Here is a 22,393-nt window from a genome sequence, read left to right as displayed (position 1 = left end):
GTCCCTTCCGGCTGGACCCTCGGCGTCAGCCGTGATTCATGAGTGGCTTCGGTCTCGCGCTCCAGCGCTTGCCGTCGCCCATGCACTCCGCCGCCGAGCCGACAGTCCCCCGCTTCTGGCCGTTGATGTTCACCCTGTTTGTCGGGTCGTTCATGTCGGTGCTGAGCTCCAGTACGATCACCATCGCCATTCCCGAGCTCCAGCGGCACTTCGGGGCGGAGCTGTCCTCCGTGCAGTGGACCCTGACGGGCTTCATGCTCGCCATGGGAACGAGCGCCCCGCTCACCGGCTATCTGGGCGGACGCTTCAGCTTCAAGTGGGTGTACGTGGCCAGCCTGGTGGGCTTCCTCGCGGCCTCCGTGCTGTGTGGGGTGTCCTGGGATACGCGCGCGCTGGTGGCCTTCCGGTTCGTCCAGGGGGCGTTCTGTGGCGCCATCATGCCGGTGACGATGACGCTCATCTACCAGTTGCTGCCTCGTGAACGGCAGGCGCTGGCCGCGAGCCTCTGGGCCCTCTCCTCGATGCTCGCTCCCGCCTTCGGGCCCACGCTGGCGGGCTGGCTGATGACGCTGGGCAACTGGCGGTGGTTGTTCTTCATGAACGTGCCGCTGGGCCTCGCCGCCGTGGCGATGGCGGTGCGGACCGTTCCCTACTACCGCCTGGAGGTCCCGAAGGCGTTCGACTTCCCCGGGCTGCTCACCGTCATCACCGGAACGCTGGCGCTGCTGATCGCCTTGAGTCAGGGGCGGGCCTGGGGATGGACGGATGCGAAGACCGTGTCGCTGGCCGTGCTGGGGACGGTGTCACTCGTCTACTTCGTCGTCCGCCAGCTGCGGACGCATGCGCCGCTCCTGGACCTGCGGGTGCTGGCCAACGGCCGCTACGTGGTGACGTTGCTCATCTCGAGCATCATCACCATCAGCCTCTATTCGGGCGCGTTCCTCATCCCGTTGTTCCTCCAGGAAATTCAGGGCGTGACGCCGCTGAAGACGGGGTTGATTCTTCTCCCGGCCTCCCTGGCCATGGCGCTCCTGATGCCCCTGGTCGGGCGCATGTACGGCACGCTCGGGCCGAGCACGCTCATGACGACGGGTGTCCTGTTGATTGCGGGCGGCACGTACGCTTTGAGCCACCTGACGCCGGACGTCTCCCACACCTACGTGCTGATGTGGATGCTGGTCCGGAACGTGGGCATCTCCCTCTCCATCATGCCGGCCAGCAACGCGGGCATGGAGCAGCTCTCGCGGGAGCTGAGTGGCCACGCCTCGTCCATCAGCAGCTGGCTGCGAAACGTGTTCGGGGCCTTCTCGATTGCCATCTTCACGTCGCTCCTCTCCTCCTTCGCGGCTCGGGAGGCGCAGGTGCTCGCGCGGGAGGGGATGACGGAGCGTCGTGACATCGAGCTGCTCTCATTCGTGACGGGCATCAACCACGTGTACCTGGTGGCGACAGTCATCGCCCTGGTGGCCGTGCCCTTGAGCCTGATGGTCCGCAAGCACGTGAGCGGGCTGCAAGCCTCCCGGGGCGCCCGCTAGCGGGCGCGGCGGCCTTCACGCACCTGGGGCCACCAGTCCCGAGTTGTCGCGTGTGATTCACCCTTCCGGGATGGGCGTGTAGCCGCCCACGGTTCCGGCTACGCTGTGCCGCGCATGAAGTACGCCTTCGTTTTCGCCATGGCTGCCGTGTTGATTGCCTTCCTGGCCCTGCGACTGGGCGGCGTCGCGTGGCTTCTGTTGTGGCCTGGGGTGAGCTTCACTTTGGTGGCACTCGCCTACGCTGGACTGGGCGAACACGCTTTCGGCAAGCGCGTGGACGGGCGGATGCAGCCCTGGGCAGTCATCCTGCTCCTGCCTTATCTCGTGCTGACATGGGGCGCTTGGCATCTGGTTCGATGGCTGTCGAGAGAGCGCGCGTTCGACGAAGTGGTGCCAGGCGTTTTCATTGGAAGACGCTTGCTGGCGGGAGAGCTTCCGGACGGCATCGTGACCGTGCTCGATCTGACGTCTGAGTTCGTCGAACCGGAAGGAATTCGTCGCGCGGGCCGGTATGTCTCCCTGCCCATCCTTGATGCTTCGATTCTGCCCGTAGCGAGAGTGGCCCCTGTCCTACGTGAGCTGGCTGTCGGACCTGGGGTGCTCTACATCCACTGTGCGCAAGGGCACGGACGCACCGGCATGATTGCGGCCGCGCTCCTCATTGCCCGAGGGGATGCGTTGGATGCGTCGACCGCGCTCTCAATGGTGCAGCGCGCGCGGCCCGCGGTGCGACTCTCTGCGACGCAATCGCGGGCCCTTGCGGAACTGGCCACGGCGCTTCTTGCTGCGCGGCCGGGCGCCGGCGCAGCTCTCCCCTGAGCTGGCTTGATGCAGATGCCTCTTGTCGCGGTCGTCGTGAGGAATGGTGCCGCTCCCCAGGGCTCGCCCCGGAGCCACCTGGGCCACTGCTTTCGCATGCCTTTCTGCTCCACGCCCGCGCCTGAGTGCCATGTGCAGGCGCTCAGGCGGGTTGTGGACGCGGAGCCGAGAGAAGTCGCCCAGTCCGAGCTCGCGGCCATTCACTCTGGCTGTTCTCGGGGGCGAGTGGCGCATCACGCCGTGCTTTGTGCTCCCGCGTGTCCCAGCCGCTGAGCGAAGAAGGCGAGGATTTCGTCTCGCGCCGCGCGAGTGGGCTCGCCCTCCGCGTCGATGAGATGGGCAGTCACGACGCTGTGGGCGCACCCGACGACTTCCGCGAAGAAGGGGGGCGGCGTCGGGTTCGCGGCGGACGTAGGCAGCACTCGGGGAACGAAGCGCTTTCCGAGCGCGGCCGTATAGGCCTGGAATCGCTGCGCCGTGCAGAATCGGTCTCCCTCGAACCGATAGGCGAGCACCGTCAGGTCGTCACGTTCGAGGCGCTCCTTCACGGCGACAAGCTCGTCAGGCGCCAGTTGAATCGCGCCGGCGTCGCTCAGGGGCAACGACGGCTGACACATGACGGGAGCGAGCATCGCGGGTTCAAGCATCATGGAGAGCGCGAAGTTCCCCGTGAAGCACATCCCAATCGCGCCGACCCCCGGACCGCCACACTCCTCATGTGCGAGGCGTGCCAGGGCACGCAGCCACTGCGTCACGGGGCTCGACTCATTCGCCGCGAACGCTCGGAACTCCGCGCTCACGCAGGCGCGTTGCATGATGGCACGTCCCTCCTCCGCGCGAGGGTAGGCACCGTCCCTGCCGAAGAGCGAAGGCATGTAGACAGTGAAGCCCGCGTCGCGGACCCAACGCGCGAAGCGGGCGACGTGCGGGCTGATGCCTGGCATCTCGGCCATGACGATGACGGCGGGGCCGCGGCCGGCGACGTAGACCGTTCGCATGGCGTCGTTGAGGGTGAGGGGCCGCCGGGCGAAGTCATCGAGAGGGTCGTCGGCCGTGGAGTCAGGTGTGGATGGACGCATGCCTGGACGATGCGGGAAGTCCATCCTCCGCGACCAGTGGCGAGATTGACAATGAACGGTCTATTCTTGCCACCGTGATTACGCATGTGGTGTTCGATGGCGTGGCAGAGGGCTCGCTGGGCGTGGGGCTCGATGTGGTCGACACGGCCGCACGACTCGTCGAGGCAGGGCTCGCCACGGTTCCCCGGGGTGCTCAGGTCTTGCGTCAGCGGGTGGTGTCGCTCGACGGTCAGCCGGTCCGCTCGAGCACGGGACGCCCCGTCTCCGTGGACGGCGCGCTGAGCCTCCGAGGTGTGAAGGCTGGAGACGTGTTGCTGGTACCTGGGCTCTCCGCGGCGAGCGAGCGCGCCATCGAGCGGTTGCTCTCGCGTGCCGATGCGGCGCGGGGCATCACGTTGCTCGCGCGCGCGGCGGCGAAGGGCGCCATGGTCGCGGCCTCGTGCTCCGCGACCTTCGTCCTCGCGGCGTCCGGCCTCCTCGCGGGGCGGAGCGCGACGACGACCTGGTGGCTCGTCCCCTCGTTCGTGCGTCGCTTCCCCGAGGTCGCCCTCCAGCCGGACCGGATGGTTGTCGAGAGCGACGGCGTCCTCACCGCGGGCTCGGCCTTCGCGCATGCGGACCTGGTGCTGGCCATCGTCGCGCGGGTCGCGAGCCCATCACTCGCGCACCTGGTGGCCCGCTACCTCGTGCTCGACGAACGTGTCTCACAGGCCAGGTACATGGTGATGGAGCACCTCCGCGTCTCGGACCCAGCGCTTCGTGCCGTGGAGCAATTCGTCGCCGCGAATCTGGGCCGGCAGCTGACGCTCGATGAACTCGCCCGTGCCGCTGCCACCTCCTCGCGTACGCTCGCGCGGCGGGTGCAGGCCGGGCTGGGCATGACGCCGCTCGAGTTCGTGCAGCGGGTGCGCGTGGCTCACGCCTCCCACCTGCTCGAGACGACCCATGCGTCGGTCGAAGATGTCGCTGCCCGGGTGGGTTATGCCGACACCGCTGCGTTCCGCCGCGTGTTCCGGCGGTACGTCGGAGAGACGCCACGAGGAAGGCACGGCAACTCACGCTCCCGGCGCTCAACGCTGAGCGCGCGCGATTCACCGGCGCCCTGAGGGCTTGCGCAGAGATGTCCTGCCCCCGTGCAGCGGGGCTGGCAGCGCAAACGCAGACGCCCCTTTGGACTTCCCGTTTTTGGTGCGGTAATAGCTGTCAGTCAATGAACTCAAGAATAAGCAGTATGACTGGGGTATGGGCAGCAGTGCTTGGCGCGCTCTTGCTCACGGGGTGCACGAAGGACGGTGCGCCGGAAGCCGGCACGGGGACCGCGCTGCGGGCCGTGAGCTCGCCGGTGACTGTGTCAGAGGCGGTGGCCATCACCAGCCAAGGCATGACGCAGAACGGCGCGGCGCATCGCAATCAGGCGCTGCTCGGGGTGTTCCAGACCGAGGACTATGAGGTCGAGGCCTTGTTGCGCTTCCCGCAGACGGGCGTGCCGGCTGGGGCGGTGGTTCAGAGCGCGACGCTGCGTTTCGCGGTGGAGACCTACACCAGCGACTTCTCGATTCGAGGCGCGTACGTGCAGGCGCCCTGGAACCTGGCGGCCAACGGACTGGGATGGCAGTTCCGCGATGATGGGCTGGAGTGGGACCGGCTGGGGGCGGCCGGACAGGGGACGGACCTGGTCGCCGGTTCGTCGTTCGAGGTCTCCACGTTTCCGGGCACGGTGAGCGTGCACGACGTGCCACTCGACGTGGCGGTGGTGCAGTCGTGGGTGGACGACCCGTCGACCAACCAGGGCGTGATGTTGGCGAACTCGAAGATTGGGAAGGTGGCCAAGGTCTTCACCAGCCTGGCTACCCAGCCGGAGCGCCGGCCGCTCCTCACCATTGAGTACACCGCGCCTGCGCCGCGCAGCGACACCACGCCTCCGTCTGTTGCAATCACGGCGCCCGCGGCGGGCGCGACGGTGCAGGGCGTGGTCGGCATCACCGTGGACGCGAGCGACGACGTCGGCGTGGTCGGCGTGCAACTGCGCATCGACGGCCGCAACCTCGACTCGACGCAGCTCGACACCCGCCTGTTCCGCAATGGCAACCATGTGTTGACCGCGCACGCGCGCGACGCCGCTGGCAACCTCACCACCTCGGCGCCGATCCCCGTCACCGTCTCCAACGCGGTTGTCGACACCACGCCTCCCGAGGTGCAGGTGACCGCGCCCGTCGGGGGAGAGACGGTCAGCGGTCCCTTCACGGTGCGGATGAGCGCGAGCGACAACGTAGGCGTCACCCGGGTCCACGTCGAACTCGACGGCGTTCAGGTCGGCGCGCCGGACGTGGCCGCCCCCTGGTCGGTGACGCTCGACACCGAGGCGCTCCAGCCCTATGGGCTCAGGCAGCTGACCGCGGTGGCTCGCGATGCCGCTGGCAATGTCACCGTCTCCACGCCGGTATCCATCAACGTGAGCGCGCCGCCTCCCGACGTCACGCCGCCCCAGGTCCGAATCATCGCGCCCGAGAGCGGCGTGACGGTGGGCGGTACCCTCCAAGTCAGGGTCGACGCCCAGGACAATGTGAGGGTTGCTGGCGTGCAGTTGCAGGTGAACGGACAGGACTTCGGGAGCGAAGACCTCAGCTATCCCTATTGGATCAACGTCTCCACCACCCTCCTGGGGGACGGCACCTTCCCGATGACGGCGGTGGCGCGGGACCGCGCCGGCAACCGGACCACCTCCGCGCCCGTCATGTTGACCATCGCCAACGGGCCGCCCGTTGTGCTCGATATCCCGGTGGCGCACCCTCGGGTGTGGTTCACGGCGGACCGGCTGGCCCGGGCCCAGGCGTACTTCGCGCAGCACCCGTACACGCCTGCCGCGAACGTGCAGGCGCCCGAGCAGGCCATCGATGCGGCAATGCACTCGCTGCTCACCGGCACCCCGGCGTCGTGCCGCGCCGCGATTGACTGGGCGGTGCGCACCGAGATTCCCATCTCCGAGAACACGGTGTCGAGCGATCCGGCCCGCTGGTACGGCGAGGCGGCCATCCTCACCTACGACTGGTGTTTCGCCCACCTGCTTCCGACGGAGCGCACGCTCCTGATCAACCGGTGGAACTTCGCCATCGAGTCGCTCAACGCCAATCCGTGGGGTGGCATCGGCATGGAGGGCAACAACTACTACACGGGGTACTTCCGCAACGCGCTCCTGTGGGCCATTGCCAGCTGGCATGAAAACCAGCCGTTCGCCAACGAGCTCCTGCAGTACGCGATGAAGTCACGCTGGGCCTTCTCGCTGCGGCCCTATCTGGATGGGCCGGCGGCGGGCGGCGCGCCGCATGAGGGCTCGACCTACGGTCGCCGGACGTTTGGCTACATGACGGTGCCGTTCACCACGCTGGGGCTGTATGGCCACGACATGTGGAACCAGACCGACTACTTCATGGCGTCGGTCTTCTGGTCCATCTACTCGACCACGCCGGGGCCCACTCGGAGGGGCCAGTTCCAGCTGTTCGAGACCTTCCCATTCAATGACGACGAGCGCTGGCTGAACCGGTGGAATCCCACCAACACCGCGCAGACGTCGCTGGGCAGCTACTTCGCCCCGCTCATCGAGGAGTGGTCGGACCAGCCCGTCGCGGGCTATGCCAAGCGCTTCCTGGAGCTCACCGGCCATCCGATTGACGACCGTCTCATCCGGTACGTCTACAGCGACACGCTGGCGGCGGTGCCGGCTCGTGACCTCGCGGAGCTGCCGCTCGACTACCACGCACCCGGCCTGGGCATGGTGTACGCCAAGACGGCGTGGGCGGCCGACGCGACCCTGGTCAACCTGCAGTTTGGTGTGACGGCCAACGCGGGCCATGAGCACCGCGACTCCGGCAACTTCCAGGTCTGGCGCGCGGGCGAGTTCCTGACCCGAGAGACGGTGGGCTACGCCAACTCCATCGTCGGATACGCCGGTGGCGCGGCGGTCGACTGTGCGTCACCCGTGGCGCACAACACGCTCTTGTTCGAGGGACGGGGCACGGTCGGCTACTACCACCACGCGCCGCGAATGCTGCGCCTGGAGTCGTCGTCCGTGGCGAGCTACGCCGCGGTCGACCTCACCGGCGTGTATGACTTGAACGCCGAGTGGGCCCACCGCGAGGCCGAGGTCGGCAACCCTCACGCGGGCCGGGTGGTGCGTGAGACCTTGTTGGTGCGTCCGCTCGACACCCTGATTGTGTTCGACCGGCTCGAAAGCGCACGGGATGACGCCACGGTGGCCAAGACCTTCCTGGTTCATTTCCCGGAGTCCCCGGTGCTCATGGGCAACACCTGGTCCGCGAACAGCGGCGGGCAGCAGCTGCGGGTCAGCACCCTGGTTCCTGCCAATCCAGTCCGGCGAATCGTCGACGAGCGCGGCCCGGTGCGCGGCGATGGCACCTACCCGTACCCGGTGGGCCAGTTCCGTGGAGAGGTTGAGACCCGCGGGGAGGTGGTGAGTCACTTCCTTCACGTCGTGCAGGCCAAGGATGTGGCCGACAGCGCGGCGCTGCAGCTCACGCTCGACGAGACGGCGACCGCGTACAGCGTGACGTTGAGTCACCCAACCCGCGGAAGCGCGGTGGTCCGCTTCGAGAAGGGGATTGAGAGCACTGGCGGCAGCTTCGGCTACGCCGCCAGCGGCGCGGTCACTCCGGCGCCCCTGCGCGCGGGGGTGCAGGCGATGACGGTCACCCCGAGCGGGCCGGTGTGGGGCCCGTGACCGGCTGAACCCGACCCGCGACATCGGCCTGGAGCACCGCAGCCTCTCGCTCCAGGCCGGCTGCATTCTCGGGCAGCGTGGAAGCTGTATTCAGCCAGGAGACGCCCCTTCCTGGGCTTCTTGCTTCAAGGCTTCCACCTGCTGCTGGATGCCCTGCAACTGGTCGAGCCTGCGCTTCAGTGCTTCGCGCAGGTCGCGCTCATCGGTGTGAAGGACCTCGTCATGCAACTCCGCGATGCTTTCAGACAGGCACGCGTGGAGGACGTGGATCTGCTGCTGGGAGAGCTCCAGGACCATGGGTCACCTCTCTGACCGCGGAACAACGGAGACACGCCTCCCTCTCCCCGGAGGACACGGGTGCGAACGCGCGCACGTCAGGCCGCTGGGCCGGTGCCGCCGCACCTGAGGCCTGTCGCGCAGGTGGTCGCGGTACACCATGAGTGTAGTGCGCGCCCGCCCGCTGCCCAGGGCACTCCCGGTCAGGCAAGGGTGGGGGTGTTCGGTTCGCTCCCCTTGGGGTGGGGCCACCCGGTGGCCAGGCGTGCCCTGGCTTCCCTCCGGCGCTCCGGAGCACCGCGCGGCTGATGGGGCCGCGCGGTGCGAGCTGCCGGGGGGGCGCGGCGCCTCGGTATCCGAGGCGCTGCGCCGGTGCGACTACCGCAGCGCGATGAGCGAGGCCACGAGCAGGGACACGACGCTCATGACCTTGATGAGGATGGCCACGCCAGGACCGGAGGTGTCCTTGAACGGGTCACCGACCATGTCACCGACGACGGCCGCCTTGTGGACCGCCGAGCCCTTCGCGTGGCCCGGCAGCTTGCCCTTCTCGATGAACTTCTTGGCGTTGTCCCACGCGCCGCCCGCGTTGGCCATGTAGAGGGCCATCGTGGCGCCGACGACGAGCGAGCCGGCCAGCAGACCCGCCAGCGCACCAGGGCCCAGCAGGTAGCCCACCAGGGGCGGGGCGGCGACGGCGACGATGCCCGGGAAGATCATCTCGCGCAGGGCGCTCTTGGTGGCGATGTCGACGATCTTCTTGGGGTCCGGGTCCGCCTTGAGCTCCATCAGCCCCGGAATCTCGCGGAACTGACGGCCAATCTCCTCGACGATGGCACCGGCCGCGCGGCCCACGGCGAGCATCGTGGAGGCGCCCACCAGGAACGGGAGGATGGAGCCCAGCAGCAGACCGACGATGACGTTCGGGTTGGTCAGTTGCAGGCTCATCTCCGGCAGACCCGCGGCGATGCGCGTGTGGTTGACCTCGAGGTTGAAGGCGGAGAAGAGCGCGATGACGGTGAGCGTCGCCGAGCCGATGGCGAAGCCCTTGCCGATGGCCGCCGTGGTGTTGCCCACCGCGTCCAGCTCATCGGTGATGGCGCGGACCTCGGGGCCCAGGCCGGACATCTCAGAGATGCCACCAGCGTTGTCGGAGATGGGGCCGTAGGCATCCACGGTCATCACCACGGCGGTGCCGCCCAGCATGCCCACGGCGGCCAGCGCGATGCCGTACAGGCCAAGCGCCTGGTCCGCGATGTAGGCCACCAGGGCGATGGTGGCCATCGGGATGCCCACGCTCTCCATGCCGACGGCGAGGCCGCGGATGAGGTTGGTGCCGGCGCCCGTGACGGAGGCCTCCGCGATGCGCTGCACCGGCGTGGACGACGTGTAGTAGTCCGTGACGAGGCCGATGATGGCGCCGCCGAAGGCGCCCGCGGCCAGCGCCACCGTGATGGCCTGGGACAGGCCGAACACCTGCATCATCACGAAGGACAGACCCACCAGGATGACCGGGGGCAGGATGAGGGCGCTGCGCAGCACCTGCGCGGGGTTCATGTGCTTGAGCGCGCGCGCGATGAAGATGCTCAGCAGGCTGACCAACAGGCCTACGGCGGACAGCACCAGGGGGAGCACCACGCCCGCCACCTTCGCGCTCCCGGTCGCGGAGGGGTCCACCACGAGGCGGGAGAGGTCCGCCGCGCTGGCGGTCAGCGCGATGGCCATGGCGGCGACAATCGCGGCCACCATGGACTCGTAGATGTCGGCGCCCATGCCGGCCACGTCACCCACGTTGTCGCCCACGTTGTCGGCGATGACGCCCGGGTTGCGCGGGTCGTCCTCGGGGATGTTCTCAATGACCTTGCCGGCGATGTCGGAGCCGACGTCCGCGGCCTTGGTGTAGATGCCGCCGCCCACGCGGGCGAAGAGCGCGATGGAGCTGGCGCCCACGGCGAAGGAGTGGAGGACGGGGGACAGCTGCGGATGCCCCTGGAAGGCGTAGTAGACGCCGCCCATGCCGATGAGGCCCAGGCCGGCGACGGCGAGGCCCATGACCGCGCCACCGTCGAGCGCGACCAGCAGCGCGTTCGGCTTGGAGCCGGTGCGCGCGGCCTGCGCGGTGCGCACGTTCGCGAACGTCGCGGCCTTCATGCCGATGTAGCCGGCGAACAGGGAGAGGAACGCGCCGAGCACGAAGCTCCCGCTGGCGATCGGCCCCAGCGCCAGGCCGATGAGCACCGCGATGACCGCGCAGTACGCGGAGAGCACCTTGTACTCGCGGACGAGGAACGCCATCGCGCCTTCGCGGATGTAGCCCGCGATGCGGTTCATCGTCGCGTCACCCTCCGGGAGCGCCTTGACGCGGAAGTAGAAGACCGCAGCGAAGAGCAGCCCCACGGCGCCGACCACGCCCGGTGCGATTGCCCAGAAACTCGACTCGAGACTCGACAACTCCATCCAATCCTCCAGAGACGTCCCGGGAGCCTGACCTCGCCGACCGGGTCGCTCGTGTGCCGCGAAATTTGTACGGAGCGCGTATAGTTGATTTCAGCGCAATCTGGGAGTTTCCTAGGCGCGCCCCAGCAGGTTGGGAGTCCTACCAACGTTCTGGGCGGGTGCGTCACGGCCTCCAGCGCCGGGCCGGCGCTCATGCGGGGCCCGAGTCCGGATGACAGGCGGGGTGGGGGGCTGCATCACCAGGGCCTCAAGTGCCCGGACTCACTCGCGATTCTATGGAAGATACGGGGCAATACGTAGTCAGGGCCCCGTGTCCCAGGGGGCGACGCCCATGGCGCGGCCCTCTCCCGGGGGCACCGTGGACCCCGTGCGCTCAGGTTGGGGGCGGAGGCGGGGGCTCTGGGCTTCTGTGGTAACCGATCGCTGCATGAACGCACCGCACCCGCCCGGTCCGCTGCTCGTCACGGCTTTCAATGGCCTGGTCGCGGCCTATGACCGCATGAACGGCAGTACCGCATGGACGTTCCCCATTCCTGGCAAATCGGTCCCAGGGATGCGCCCGCGTCCCACGCACGTGGAGGTACGGGATGGGCGCGTGTTCGTGTTCGCGGGCGGCTCCGATGGCGTCTTGAAGAAGCGCGTCTTCCTCGATGTCCACGTGCTCGACTACGAGAGTGGACGCCCGCTCTGGACGCAGCGCGTGGCGCCGGCTCATGCGCCGAACTTCACGTCCGCGTCAGTGCTGGTGGAAGACGGGCAGGTCATCGTCGCGTACCAAGACGTTCTCGTCGCGTTCGCGGCGGATTCCGGCCGGCCCCAATGGACGCGAAGCAGCGAACATGGGGATGGGGGCAGCTACTCGCTCCAACTGCAGATGGCGGTCCATGGCGCGCGGGCACGCGTGGTGAGCTGAGCCGGCAGGCATGGCGGGAGCTGATGAAGAAGCAATCGGCCTGATGACGACCCACCTGGTGTCTCAACAATCCGGTGCGGTGCAGGGCATCGTTCACGGCGCCGTGGTCTTCGCGGAGGAGGATGTCCTCTTCAATCCAGGTGCCTGCGGCTCAACGCGTCCGCGAAGTCTTGCCCTTGCGTGTCGTGGCCGGGACGTCCTCACCGGTGATCGCGCGGGCAAGCCGCTCCGCGTCGGATGTGGCGATTCCGAGCGAGTCGAACACGCCGCTGACGAACATGTTCGCCAACCCCTGCGCGAGCGCGCGACCTCGTAGTTGCTCCATCAATGGATGTGAGGTGGGGAGCGCGCTCCCGGACCGGACGAGTTTCGACAGCTCCGGCCAGAACGTGTCCATCGAGCCCTTGAGCGGCTCGGGGACTTCCTCGTCCGGATGAGGGCCCGCGTAGTCGATGTATGCCGGGTCCGTCGCGATGCGGTACAGGGCCGGGTTCTCCGCGGCCCACCGGACGTAGGCGACCCCTGAGCGCCGGAAGGCCTCGTGCGGGTCCGTTGTCCCCTCCGTCGCGGTGATGAGGGTCGCGTTGAGTCGTCGGTTTCCCTCCGTCGCGAGCGCACGCAGCAGGGCCAGTCGGTCCGCGAAGTGCTTGTAGGGCGCGGCGGAGGACACCCCCACGCGGCGTCCGACCTCCGCGACGGTGAGCGCGTCGACGCCTTCCTCGCGGATGAGCTCGATGCTGGCTTCCAGCAAGGCGTGCTTGAGGTCCCCGTGATGGTACGGGCGTGCTCGCGTCTTCGTGGCCATGCGCGGAGCCAGGGTAGATGGACTGGCCTTTGTTGCAAAGTAAGTAAGAGTCACTTACTTTGTGCCTCGGCACAGCTTTCATCGCTCCAGGAGCAGCGGATGCGCAGCGCGAATTCCGTGAGTCCATTGTTGCGGTCCCTCTCCCGTCCCCATGGCTTCGAGCCGCTGCGGGTCGAAGGCCGGCTCCCCGAGTCCCTCCGGGGGACGTTGTTCCGCGCCGGACCGGGCCTCTTCGAGCGATTTGGCACGCGAATCGCGCATGCGTTCGAGGCGGATGGCGCCGTGACGGCGGTGCGCTTCGACGGCGGTGGCGCGCAGGGCGCGAGTCGCATCGTCGAGAGCGCCGGCTACCGTGCGGAGGAGCGCGCGGGGCGGTTTCTCTACACGTCATCCGCGTCGTGGCTCGATCGGATGCGGTCGGCCAGAAGGGACGCGGCGAAGACCACGGGCAACACCTCGACGTTCCTGTGGAAGGACCGGCTCTTCGCGCTGATGGAGAACGGCCTGCTCCAGGAGATGGACCCCGCGACGCTGGAGACGCTCGACGCCACGGGACTGGGCGTGGTGACAGGGGCCTTCTCCGCACACCCTCATCGTGTCGCTTCGCTGCGGACGACGTTCAACTTCGGGGTCCGGTATGGCCGGAAGATGAACATCGACCTGTACGCGCTGCCGGACGACGGGGAGCCGTCGAAGCTCGGCACCGTGGAGGCGCCCTGGCAGAGCATGGTGCATGACTTCATGGCGACGGAGCGGCACCTCATCCTGTTCGTGGGGCCCGTGCAGTTGAATCTCCTGCGCGCGATGGTCGGCCTGGGAGATGTCACCCAGCTCTTTCGGTGGAGGCCTGAGCTGGGAGCGCGGCTCATCGTCGTCCCGCTCGATGCCATCCATTCACCCCGGACGTTCGAGCTCGCCCCCTTCTGGCTCTGGCATTTCTCGAACGCCTTCGAGGACGCGGACGGTCCCTGTGTCGACTTCTGCCGCTACCCCGAGTTCTCGCTCGGGGAGATTGGAGAAATGGAATCGACCGGCCCCCTGCCGTTGCTGACGCGAGTGAAGCTCGACCTGAAGTCCGGCACGGCGCGTGAGACGAAGCTCTTCGACATTCCCTGCGACTTTCCTCAGGTGCATCCGCGACTGCATGGCGCGCGGCACGGTACGGTGTTCGCGCAAACCGAGCGGAACGTCGCGGACCGGAACGTCCTGGGGGTGACGCGCATCGACCTCGACGGGGGCAGAAGCTCCGAGTGGGGACTCCCGGCCGGGCATGTGCCGAGTGAGCCCGTGCTCGTGCCGCGCGAGGCGTCGCGGGACGCCACCTTCGTGCTCGACCTCGTGTTCGACTCGACGACCGACCACTCCTACGTCGCGGTGCTCGACGGCGAGCATCTCGAAGACGGTCCGCTGGCGACCGTTCACTTCGACCAGGCCATCCCCGTGACGTTTCACGGCAGTTTCGCCGCGATGTGATGTCCTTCGCTGCCTGGTGGCGCGAGGTCAGAACCTGCTTCAGCCCGAGGGAGCGCAGTGCCCGGCCGCTCTTCTGGACGAAGCGCTCATGGATGGCCTCCCGCTGGACAGCTTCGCGCGAGAGGCCCATCCATGGCCATCAATGAGCAACGGCGACTGCCTGCCGCATCAATTTGCGGCGCGGCGGACTACTCGGAGTACTCGTAGCTGTCGACGAGCTGCCAGTTGCGGTTGTAGACGTAGCGCCGGGTGAACCAGCCGCTGTGGCAGCTGCCCGTGTTGCTGGCCGTGTAGCCATAGACGAAGCCGTTGTGGATGCGGGCCTCGAGGGTCGGGGAGCCGGGGTTCTCACAGGGCTGGGTGACGCGGACGGACTGGTAGGCGGCCTCGGCGTAGACCTGCTCCTGGCCCTCGAAGTCGTAGCGGGAGTGGACGCGCTCCGCGGTGAACGTGGCGAGTTGGCTGGCCTGCTGGGCGTTGGTCTGCGTGAGGAAGGACTGCAGGTGGGCCAGGGTGGTGGCCTCGGAGGTGAGCGTGCCGGTGAGGCGGTGCACGGCGCCATTCGTGTCGGAGAGCGCCGCGCGGATGGCGGCGATGCCGGTCGAGCCCTGGTAGACGGTGGTGTCGCCCCAGGTGAAGCTGAGGGCGCCGCCAGCGCTGTATGCGTTGAGCGCGCAAGCGCCGTTGGCACCGGCCGTCTCGACGATGATGATCTTGCGGAGGCGGTGCTCGGGGTTCACGAGCGCGATGCACTCGTCGCCAGCGACACCGTCGTAGTTGCCGGCCGGGAGCACCGCCTCGACGATGTTGTGGACGCGGAACAAGGGGTCCGTGGCCTGCTGCTCGACGGACTGAACCGCATCCGTATCCGTGTCCGTCTCGGGACCGAGACAGCCAGCGGTGAGGGAAGAAGCGACGAGGAGGGACGCGAAGCTGAGGGAAGTGCGCATGGCTGCGCAAGATAGCACGCCAGATTTGCCCGTTTTAAACGGTAATAAGTGTTCCGATACGGAATGGACAGATGTCCTGTTGGCGCCCGCGCGCGGACGCTACATGCCTCTGGGCGTGTGAAAAAATTCAATGACTGCGTCCGGCTGTCCCCTGGGATTGATACAGATTTGTTACGAAAAAATAGCTGGATGGCTTGATGCAGGCATTCGGTGAATCACCCTAGAAGTCTCGAATCGAGTCCATCACCGACACCAGGGCCTCTCGATGGAGCGGCTCGGCGGGAGTCCCTTCCGTGGACCGGAGCTTTTCATCCACCGCGTCGAAGATGCCCACCAGCGCGAGATAAATCTGCTCACGCTCCTCGGTGAAGATGAAGGTGTTGCGGGCATCCAGCTTGTTGAAGCCCTCGGTGTAGGCCGTGACGATGGGGGTGAGCGCGGACACGAGGGCGGCGGGGGAGCGGTCCCCTTCGGACACGGCCTTGAGCGCGGCCGACCGTGCCTGGCGGTACAGCGCCGCGGCCTTCTTCGCCTGGGCCGGGGTGATGTTGTCGGCCCCGTCCCTGACGCGAAAGGGGTTGTCCAGGTTCTCCGCCAGCCAGTCGGCCTTGCGCGGCTGTCGCACCGACAGGTCCAATCCCTCGCGCGCAGCGGCCTTGTAGGCTTTCTTCACCTGGGCGGCGACATCAGCGGGAATGCTCGTCAACCAGAGCATGCCCAGGTGGGGGAGCTGTTCCGGACCGGGAAACTCGTCGGGTGACATCCCGAACAGGTCGCTCAATGTCAGCATGGCCAGGGCCGGGAGCTTCGCCAGCTCCGCGGTGTTTCTCAGGTAGCCCGGGGCGCCCCAGATGCGCAGCTCCGTCAGGTTCGGAAAGCGCCGCACGATGCGCGACGCATCCACGTCGCGCGCGGCCCTCAGATGAAGGCTGTCCAGTGTGTCCAGACCGGACCAGGGCATGTCCGGAGCGTCCAGGGACAAGGTCAGCCAGCGCCCATCCGCCTCGCCGTGAATCTTCAGCGCCGGGTCGGGCTGGCCGACCAGCGACAGATCCTCCAGTCCGTCGTTCAGATAGAGCTCGTGGACGCCCGTCACGTCGAGCGTGAGCCGGGACAGTTGGGCTCCCCGCAGGTCCACCCGGCGCTCACCATGCTTGAGCACCGCTGATTCATAGACAAAGGGGCGGCGCCGGATGAAGTCGAACAGGCCAGGGATGGGGGCGTCCGCATTGACAGACGTCAGCATCGGCAGCACCTCGAACACCGTCAAGTCAGGCGCGGCGGCGAGGCGAGCCGTGTCCAGCCGCTGCGTCGAGCGGCGTACCTCCATGTCGCCGACGGTGAACAGCACCTGCTCGTCGCGTGCCGCGACCATCTGCTTGAAGGCGTCGCGCTGCGCCTGGGGGATGGCCTCCCAGCGGCGCTGACTGTAGAGGGCGCTGCCGGATGGCCAACCGCTGTAGCTGTTGACGTCCTCGACGACGAGGGGTGGCCGGTGGCCCACCCGGGTGAAGCCGCGAGGAACCTCGGCGGACGCCCAGACGTGGACGCAGTGGTCCTTCCAGAAGAAGAAGTTGAAGTGGGCGGGAGCCATGGCCGCCACCGCGGCGGCGTCGGGCAGGGAGGGGCCTACCCAATCCAACGCCAGCACACAGGCCAACTCGTGCTTCCCCTCCACCTTCAGGGCGGTCACCTGGACCGCCGTGTAGGCGTCAAGCCGAGGGGTATGGACGACGAAGATGTCTCCTGGCGTGGGCTTCATGGTCGACCGGGTCCGTAAGGGGGGTGGTTCGGACCCAGTCTAGGCCATGTGCCGCATCGCTCCCTCGTTGTTTGAGGGGGAGGGGCGGCGACGGAGCACCGCCCCTCCAGACTTCAGCCCGCCAGGGGCGTCTGCCGCGCCTGCGCCTCGCGCAGCCACGCCACCGTGTCGCTCAGGGTCTGCCGGTGGCTCCGCGGCCGGTAGTCGAGCTCCTCGTGGCTCCACAGCGTCCTGAACCCCCAGTGGCACGTCGACATCTCGAGCACCACGGGGTCCGGCAGCTTCTTGAGGGGCACGTGGGAGCCGAGCTTCGCGAGCCCGTCGACGACGAGCGTCGGCACGCCGGGGCGGTTCACCCGGATGCCGGCGACCTCGCCCACGCGCTCGAAGAAGGTGCGCAGGGGCAGGGTGGTGCCGGGCAGGTGGTACGTGTCCCGCCAGTCGGCCTTCTTCGCCAGCACCGCGAGCGCATGCGCCACGTCCCGCACGTCGGTGAAGGCGATGCCACCCGTGGGGATGAAGGGGAGGCGCCCGTTCAGCACGCGGGCCACGTTGGTCGTCGAGCGGCCCAGGGTGTCCCCGGGGCCGAGGAGCACCGGAGGCCGCACCACCGTCATCTCCACGCCGAACTGCTTCGCCAGCTTCCGCGACTGTTGTTCGGCGTGAATCTTCGACAGGTAGTAGGGCCACCGGCCCACGAGCGCCTCGGCGTAGAGGGAGTGCTCGTCCGCCTCGATGGTCGGATGGGAGAAGCAGCCCACCGTGCCTGACGTCGACACCAGCACCAGCCGGGCGCCGAGCGCCTTCGCGGCGCGCACCATGGCCAGCGAACTGTCGATGTTGAAGCGCACCATCTCGTCGGCGTGTTGCCGGCTGTGGTGGACCATTCCCGCGGAGTGAATCAGCACCTTCACGCCCTGGGCCTGGGACAGCCACGCGTCAGGGTCGAGCGGCGTGCCCGACACCTGGGCCACCGGGCCCGGCAGTGGCGAGCGAACCAGCGCCACGGCGTCGTCGCCCAGCGTCTCCAGCAGGTTGCGTCCGAGGAACCCGCTGGCTCCCGTCACGAGTGTCTTCACGGCTGCACCCCGCGCCAGGCGCAGGCCTCATGGAACTGCGAGAGCTCCGCCGCGTTCGGTCCCCACTCGAAGTTGTCACCCGCGGGCTTCACGATGTCGCGCGAGACCAGCGCCTGCACCACACCATCGAGGTGCGGCCGGTGCGTCACCGCTACGGCCTTCAGCTCGTCGGGCGCGCGCACCTTCGTCGCCTCCTGATAGTCGCGCACGACAGGTTCGAAGAGCGCCTTCACCACGGCGTCGACGCGCGCGTCGCTCAGCTCGGCCAGCGGCGTGGCGCACCAACGGTAGCGCGACAGGTGGTCTTCCAGCGCGGGGTTGCCGGGCTGCCGGGCCAGCACATCGCCAGCGAACCAGTGCTGCCACTGGTTCCGGAGCGAGTGTGCCAGCGCGGGGGACAGGGGGCTGGGGACGGGCAGGTCGCTGTCGAGCACGCGGCCGCCGCGGCGCTCGATGGCCTCGCGCAGCCACACTTCATCCACGCCCGGAATCGGGTTCTCGGCGAGGAACGTGCGCAGATGGAAGCTGCTCACCGTGGTGTGGCGTTGCAGCTCCGCCATGAGCGCATGGCTCAGCGCGCGGACGTCGGTGTCCGGGGTGAGCGCCAGCGGCGCGCCACACGACAGATGCACACGGCCGAGCTGCACCTGGCCACGCGTCAGCTTCGTGAGCCACGACAGCACGCCGGTGAGCGTCATCTTCGGGCGCGGCTTGCCGGACAGCTCCTCCGACAGGGACGCCTCCTCCGGAAGCCGGTCGTAGGAGATGGCGACGGGCAGCACGACGAACTGGCGCTTCGTATTCTGCAGCGCGCGCAACATCCCGCGCTTGGGCGGCAGCATCAGCCGCGCGCGGCTGCGCTGACCCTCGACGAAGAACATGAGCGAAGCGTTCTTCTCGGTGAGCCGGCGCAGCTCCTCGCCCAGCTCCGGCACCTCGCGGCCCACGCCGCGCTTGATGAAGAAGGCCTGCGAGTCCTTGAGAATCGGACCCACCACGGGGATGCGGCCGAACTCCTCCGCGGCGGCGATGTGTGGCATCGAGATGCCCAGCTCCGGGTGCTGGAAGCACAGGTAGCTGGTCAGCAGGAAGTCGAAGTAGCTGCGGTGGGTGGGCGCCAGCACCACCAGCGTGCCGGGGGGCACCTGCGCCATCGCGCGCTCGAACGAGGGCCGGTCGAACGTCACGTCGCTGGTGCAGTGGCGGAACGTCTTGCGCAGCGCATAGCCAAACACCTTGTGCGTGGTGTTACCCACGCCGCGCTCCTGGACCCACGTCCGGTCGCCGCGCGCGTCGTCGTGCTTCGGCCCGGCGAAGGACACCTGGCTCTCATCGCGCGACAGCAGGTGGCGGTACATGCCCTCGTTCACCACGCGCACGTATTCGAAGGGGTCGAAGCCGGGGACCTCCAGCGGCTCGCTGCGCACGAAGTCGAAGGTGTGGTGCGTGAAGTACGCGAAGCCCTCGTTGAGGTACTGCACCTTCTCGTCGGCGCGCACCAGCCGGCGGTGGGCCTTGGCCTGGCCGAAGAGCGCGAGCGCCGCCTTCTGCAATTGCACCGGCAGCTCCCGGCGCATCAAGTCGGCCGCGTCGAAGCCGTGGTCCTTGCGGCCGACGAACATGTCGGGCGCCTTCACCACGCCGGGGCGGCGCTTGAACCACTCGATGGTCGACGCCGCGGCCATGTCGATGCGCAGCGCGCGCTGCACACCCATGGTGGCGTGGACGATGGGAACGGCCTGACCGGGCTTCGGCATGGGGCCGAACACCGAACGGACGACTTCACTGGCGACCACGTCCACCGGCACCACGTCCAGGCGCACCGACGGGTCGGCGTTGAAGGCGCGCACCACGCCTAGGCCGCTGTACAGCAGGCAGCCCGCGAGTGCCGCCGGACTGTCGAGCCAGGCGGGGAAGGGCGTGCGGTGGGCCGCCGAGACGATGCTGGGGCGCACGATGACGACGGGCACGTGGCCGCGGCGCTCGCAGATGAGGTGCTCGGCGACGCTCTTGGTGAGCGTGTACGTGTTGGGGTGGCCGGTGAGCTCCATCCACTCGCGGCCGTCGCCCTGCGCCACCTGGAAGGCCTCGTAGAGCTCCTCGGCGGGCTTCGGCAGGTGCGCCAGCTTCTCTTCGATGGGGCCGGGCCTCCATACGCTGACGTAGGCCGTCGACACGTCGACCATGCCCACCAGCTTGGGGCATGTGCGCGCGAGCTCCAGCACCGACAGCGCGCTCCGGATGTTGGCCGAGGTCGCCTGCGCCAGCGGCAGGTCGAACTCCACGCTGGCGGCGCAGTGCACGACGTGCGTGACGTGCTGGCGCACGGCCTCGGCGTCGGCGGGAGACAGGCCGCAAGCGGGCTGCTCGAGGTCGCCGCTCACCACCGCGACGCGCTCCGTCCAGCCGGGCTGGAGGCGCGAGAAGCACTCGGCCTGCGCCACCTTCGCGAAGCGCTCCGCCGCCGAATGCAGGCGGCCCTGGCGGTCCTTCGAGTCGCGCACCAGCACCGTGACGCGCTCGACGCCCTGCGCGAGCAGCGCCTCCAGCACCACCTTGCCAACGAAACCCGTGACGCCGGTGAGAAATACGTGGCGGGACATCAGTGCGCCTCCTCATCCGGGGTCAGGGCCACCGGGCCGTTGATTCCGCAGTTCGACGCGCCGAAGACGTTGTCGGGGTCGATGGCGGCCTTGACCTTGCGGTTGAGGGCCAGCGCGGCCTCCGAGTACACCTCGGGCAGGAAGTCGCGGCGAATCTTCCCGACGCCGTGGTGATGCGACAGCGAGCCGCCCGCGGCCAGGATCTCCTCACGCGCCGCATGCTCGAGCGCCGCGTAGGCGCCCACCGGGTCGCTGACGCCGCGCGCGTAGAAGCCCAGGTAGAAATAGATGACCACGCCCGTCTGGTAGACTTGCGTGAAGCGGCCGGTGAAGAAGACCTTGCCCGGAAGGCCCAGCGCGGCGTGCTCCTTCTCCACGCGGCGCTGCACGCGCTCGTAGAGGTCCATGGCACGGCTCCAAGGCACGCTCGTCTCGAAGCTCTCGGCGATGGCCCAGTGCTCGAAGGTGAGGTCCCGGATGTACGCGATGCCGAAGGTCAGCTGGTAGCCGCGCTCACCGTTGGCGCCACCGCCCTTCATGCCGCCGTGCTCCGAGGCGATGCGGTACACCGTCTTCTCCTGGAAGGCGACCTCTTCGCGCGAGCCCTCGAAGACGAGGGTGGCCACGGCGAGCTTGTACGGGTCGAAGCCCTTGAGCTTCGTCACCACGGCCTTCTCGAGCTCGCTCTTCATCTTCGCGGCCAGCCCGTGCTTGGCCGGCTTGAGCGCCTGGCCGAAGTGGAACTGGGTGTTGTCCATCACCCGCACGCTGGCCGGCACCGCGCCCGACTGCTGGAGCGCGTAGAGGAACGAGAGGCCCGTTTCGAGGTCGGGGAAGATGACCGAGCCGTAGCGCTGCACTTCGGGGAGGGGGAACAGCTTCACCACCGCCGTGGTGACGATGCCGAAGTTGCCCTCGCTGCCGAACATGTACTGGCGCGGGTTGACGCCCACGCTCTCCCGGGGGGCCTGGCGCGGGCGCTCCACGATGCCCTGGGGCGTGACGACCTGCATGTCGAGCACCAGGTCCTCGATGTTGCCGTAGCGGTTCTTCTTCATGCCGCTGGCGTTCGTGGCAATCCACCCGCCGAGCGTGGAGAACTCGAGGCTGTCCGGCTCATGGCCCATGGTGAAGCCGAACTTCGCGAGCTCCTCCATCAGGTGACGGCCCGTGGCGCCCGCCTCGATGCAGGCCATGCGGTTGACGGGGTCCACCCACAGAATCCGGTTCATCTGCCGCATGTCGACGGCGATGACCAGGCGCTCCTCGGAGAGCGGGATGCGCAGCGCCTCCGTCACGTTGGTGCCGCCGCCGAAGGGGATGACACAGGCGCCGTGCTGGGTGGCGACCTCCACCAGTCGCACCACCTCATCGTGGCTGCGCGGGAAGACGACGAGGTCGGGCACCCGGTCCAGCTTCCCGTAGCGGATGGCCCAGATTTCACCGCCGGTGTGGCCGTGGCCACGGCGCAGGCGCTGCTTGGGGTCGTCGGTGAGCTGCTCTTCCTTCAGGAACTCGCGCAGCGCCGCTACAAGCTTGTCGTTCTTCTTCGCCGCGGGAATCTCGGGCGGGTAGTGCGGCTCGTTGCGATTGTCGTACCCCAGCGGTGAGGCCAGCTTGCCGGCGAACCACGGCATCAAGTCTGGCAGCGCGACATTGCTGATGTTGTAGCGGGTGCCCGTGAGGACGGTGCTCCCGTCGGGCTTCACCACGAAACGCGTGTCGGCGAAGCCCCAGCCTTCGAGTGATTCCTCGTCCTTCGACGCGGCGGGCGTCGGCGGCGTGAAGCGCGTGTCTCCGGAGGAAGGCGTGGGTGACGGGCTGCCGAAGCGCTCGCTCACCTCGTTCAGCGCCACATTCCCAAGACGGCGCAGCAAACCTGATTGTTTAGCCATGGTCACTCGCAG

Annotated in this window: 15 protein-coding genes; 6 read left to right on the top strand and 9 right to left on the bottom strand. The window is 68.1% G+C overall.

Going from position 1 to position 22,393, the window contains the following annotated elements; genetic code table 11:
- Nucleotides 1–38 precede the first annotated feature (38 nt).
- Nucleotides 39–1,535, top strand: a complete 1,497-nt coding sequence (locus HNV26_RS07600; RefSeq protein WP_253816328.1) for a DHA2 family efflux MFS transporter permease subunit — start codon at nucleotides 39–41, stop codon at nucleotides 1,533–1,535.
- Nucleotides 1,536–1,649: 114 nt separating this feature from the next.
- A complete protein-coding gene (locus HNV26_RS07595; protein ID WP_216611888.1) occupies nucleotides 1,650–2,354 on the top strand; it encodes a phosphatase domain-containing protein in 705 nt (234 codons plus the stop codon).
- 233 nt (nucleotides 2,355–2,587) lie between these two features.
- On the opposite strand, the gene HNV26_RS07590 is transcribed toward HNV26_RS07595, so the two are convergent.
- Entirely contained in the window at nucleotides 2,588–3,433 is an 846-nt protein-coding gene (locus HNV26_RS07590; protein ID WP_171439790.1) for a dienelactone hydrolase family protein, read from the bottom strand.
- Between the two features lie 74 nt (nucleotides 3,434–3,507).
- Here HNV26_RS07590 and HNV26_RS07585 point away from each other — a divergent pair, with 74 nt between their 5' ends.
- A complete protein-coding gene (locus HNV26_RS07585; protein WP_366816807.1) occupies nucleotides 3,508–4,539 on the top strand; it encodes a GlxA family transcriptional regulator in 1,032 nt (343 codons plus the stop codon).
- Nucleotides 4,540–4,685: 146 nt separating this feature from the next.
- The gene (locus HNV26_RS07580) at nucleotides 4,686–8,168 is read left to right on the top strand and encodes an Ig-like domain-containing protein (RefSeq protein ID WP_366816806.1); all 3,483 of its coding nucleotides are present in this window, start codon (nucleotides 4,686–4,688) and stop codon (nucleotides 8,166–8,168) included.
- 90 nt (nucleotides 8,169–8,258) lie between these two features.
- On the opposite strand, the gene HNV26_RS07575 is transcribed toward HNV26_RS07580, so the two are convergent.
- Together HNV26_RS07575 and HNV26_RS07570 are read right to left on the bottom strand one after the other, a co-directional pair.
- Nucleotides 8,259–8,465: a hypothetical protein gene (locus tag HNV26_RS07575; protein WP_171439787.1), complete on the bottom strand. Its 207-nt coding sequence runs from the start codon at nucleotides 8,463–8,465 to the stop codon at nucleotides 8,259–8,261.
- Nucleotides 8,466–8,822: 357 nt separating this feature from the next.
- Complete coding sequence (locus tag HNV26_RS07570; RefSeq protein WP_171439786.1) at nucleotides 8,823–10,901, bottom strand: sodium-translocating pyrophosphatase; 2,079 nt, start codon at nucleotides 10,899–10,901, stop codon at nucleotides 8,823–8,825.
- A 427-nt stretch (nucleotides 10,902–11,328) separates the two neighbouring features.
- Here HNV26_RS07570 and HNV26_RS07565 point away from each other — a divergent pair, with 427 nt between their 5' ends.
- Entirely contained in the window at nucleotides 11,329–11,814 is a 486-nt protein-coding gene (locus HNV26_RS07565; protein WP_171439785.1) for an outer membrane protein assembly factor BamB family protein, read from the top strand.
- A 151-nt stretch (nucleotides 11,815–11,965) separates the two neighbouring features.
- On the opposite strand, the gene HNV26_RS07560 is transcribed toward HNV26_RS07565, so the two are convergent.
- Nucleotides 11,966–12,619, bottom strand: a complete 654-nt coding sequence (locus HNV26_RS07560; RefSeq protein ID WP_140861358.1) for a TetR/AcrR family transcriptional regulator — start codon at nucleotides 12,617–12,619, stop codon at nucleotides 11,966–11,968.
- Between the two features lie 99 nt (nucleotides 12,620–12,718).
- Here HNV26_RS07560 and HNV26_RS07555 point away from each other — a divergent pair, with 99 nt between their 5' ends.
- Nucleotides 12,719–14,092: a carotenoid oxygenase family protein gene (locus HNV26_RS07555; protein ID WP_171439784.1), complete on the top strand. Its 1,374-nt coding sequence runs from the start codon at nucleotides 12,719–12,721 to the stop codon at nucleotides 14,090–14,092.
- A gap of 188 nt (nucleotides 14,093–14,280) precedes the next feature.
- Here the strand turns inward: HNV26_RS07555 and HNV26_RS07550 are convergent, their stop codons facing one another.
- From HNV26_RS07550 to HNV26_RS07530, 5 genes are all read right to left on the bottom strand, one after another.
- Nucleotides 14,281–15,042: a hypothetical protein gene (locus HNV26_RS07550; protein ID WP_216611886.1), complete on the bottom strand. Its 762-nt coding sequence runs from the start codon at nucleotides 15,040–15,042 to the stop codon at nucleotides 14,281–14,283.
- Between the two features lie 220 nt (nucleotides 15,043–15,262).
- Nucleotides 15,263–16,804, bottom strand: coding sequence for a gliding motility protein (locus HNV26_RS07545; protein ID WP_171439782.1), 1,542 nt, complete (start codon nucleotides 16,802–16,804; stop codon nucleotides 15,263–15,265).
- Nucleotides 16,805–16,917: 113 nt separating this feature from the next.
- Entirely contained in the window at nucleotides 16,918–17,883 is a 966-nt protein-coding gene (locus tag HNV26_RS07540) for an NAD-dependent epimerase/dehydratase family protein (protein WP_366816805.1), read from the bottom strand.
- Entirely contained in the window at nucleotides 17,880–20,486 is a 2,607-nt protein-coding gene (locus tag HNV26_RS07535) for an SDR family oxidoreductase (protein WP_171439781.1), read from the bottom strand. Before HNV26_RS07535 ends, HNV26_RS07540 begins: the two co-directional genes overlap by 4 nt.
- Complete coding sequence (locus HNV26_RS07530; RefSeq protein WP_171439780.1) at nucleotides 20,486–22,381, bottom strand: FAD-binding oxidoreductase; 1,896 nt, start codon at nucleotides 22,379–22,381, stop codon at nucleotides 20,486–20,488. The genes HNV26_RS07535 and HNV26_RS07530 overlap by 1 nt, the downstream gene beginning before the upstream one ends.
- Between the last annotated feature and the right edge of the window lie 12 nt (nucleotides 22,382–22,393).

This window comes from Myxococcus xanthus (assembly GCF_013116825.1).
Classification (GTDB): domain Bacteria; phylum Myxococcota; class Myxococcia; order Myxococcales; family Myxococcaceae; genus Myxococcus; species Myxococcus xanthus_B.
The sequence above is the reverse complement of the archived record's forward strand: the minus strand, read 5'-3'. Positions and strand labels throughout refer to the sequence as shown.

What these genes read in the sequence shown, in the direction of transcription:
- HNV26_RS07595 (WP_216611888.1), top strand. Translation starts at nt 1,650, where the DNA reads ATGAAGTACGCCTTCGTTTTCGCCATGGCTGCCGTGTTGATTGCCTTC.
- HNV26_RS07530 (WP_171439780.1), bottom strand. Translation starts at nt 22,381, where the DNA reads ATGGCTAAACAATCAGGTTTGCTGCGCCGTCTTGGGAATGTGGCGCTG.
- HNV26_RS07565 (WP_171439785.1), top strand. Translation starts at nt 11,329, where the DNA reads ATGAACGCACCGCACCCGCCCGGTCCGCTGCTCGTCACGGCTTTCAAT.
- HNV26_RS07570 (WP_171439786.1), bottom strand. Translation starts at nt 10,901, where the DNA reads ATGGAGTTGTCGAGTCTCGAGTCGAGTTTCTGGGCAATCGCACCGGGC.
- HNV26_RS07545 (WP_171439782.1), bottom strand. Translation starts at nt 16,804, where the DNA reads ATGAAGCCCACGCCAGGAGACATCTTCGTCGTCCATACCCCTCGGCTT.
- HNV26_RS07560 (WP_140861358.1), bottom strand. Translation starts at nt 12,619, where the DNA reads ATGGCCACGAAGACGCGAGCACGCCCGTACCATCACGGGGACCTCAAG.
- HNV26_RS07575 (WP_171439787.1), bottom strand. Translation starts at nt 8,465, where the DNA reads ATGGTCCTGGAGCTCTCCCAGCAGCAGATCCACGTCCTCCACGCGTGC.
- HNV26_RS07555 (WP_171439784.1), top strand. Translation starts at nt 12,719, where the DNA reads ATGCGCAGCGCGAATTCCGTGAGTCCATTGTTGCGGTCCCTCTCCCGT.
- HNV26_RS07590 (WP_171439790.1), bottom strand. Translation starts at nt 3,433, where the DNA reads ATGCGTCCATCCACACCTGACTCCACGGCCGACGACCCTCTCGATGAC.
- HNV26_RS07550 (WP_216611886.1), bottom strand. Translation starts at nt 15,042, where the DNA reads ATGCGCACTTCCCTCAGCTTCGCGTCCCTCCTCGTCGCTTCTTCCCTC.
- HNV26_RS07600 (WP_253816328.1), top strand. Translation starts at nt 39, where the DNA reads ATGAGTGGCTTCGGTCTCGCGCTCCAGCGCTTGCCGTCGCCCATGCAC.
- HNV26_RS07535 (WP_171439781.1), bottom strand. Translation starts at nt 20,486, where the DNA reads ATGTCCCGCCACGTATTTCTCACCGGCGTCACGGGTTTCGTTGGCAAG.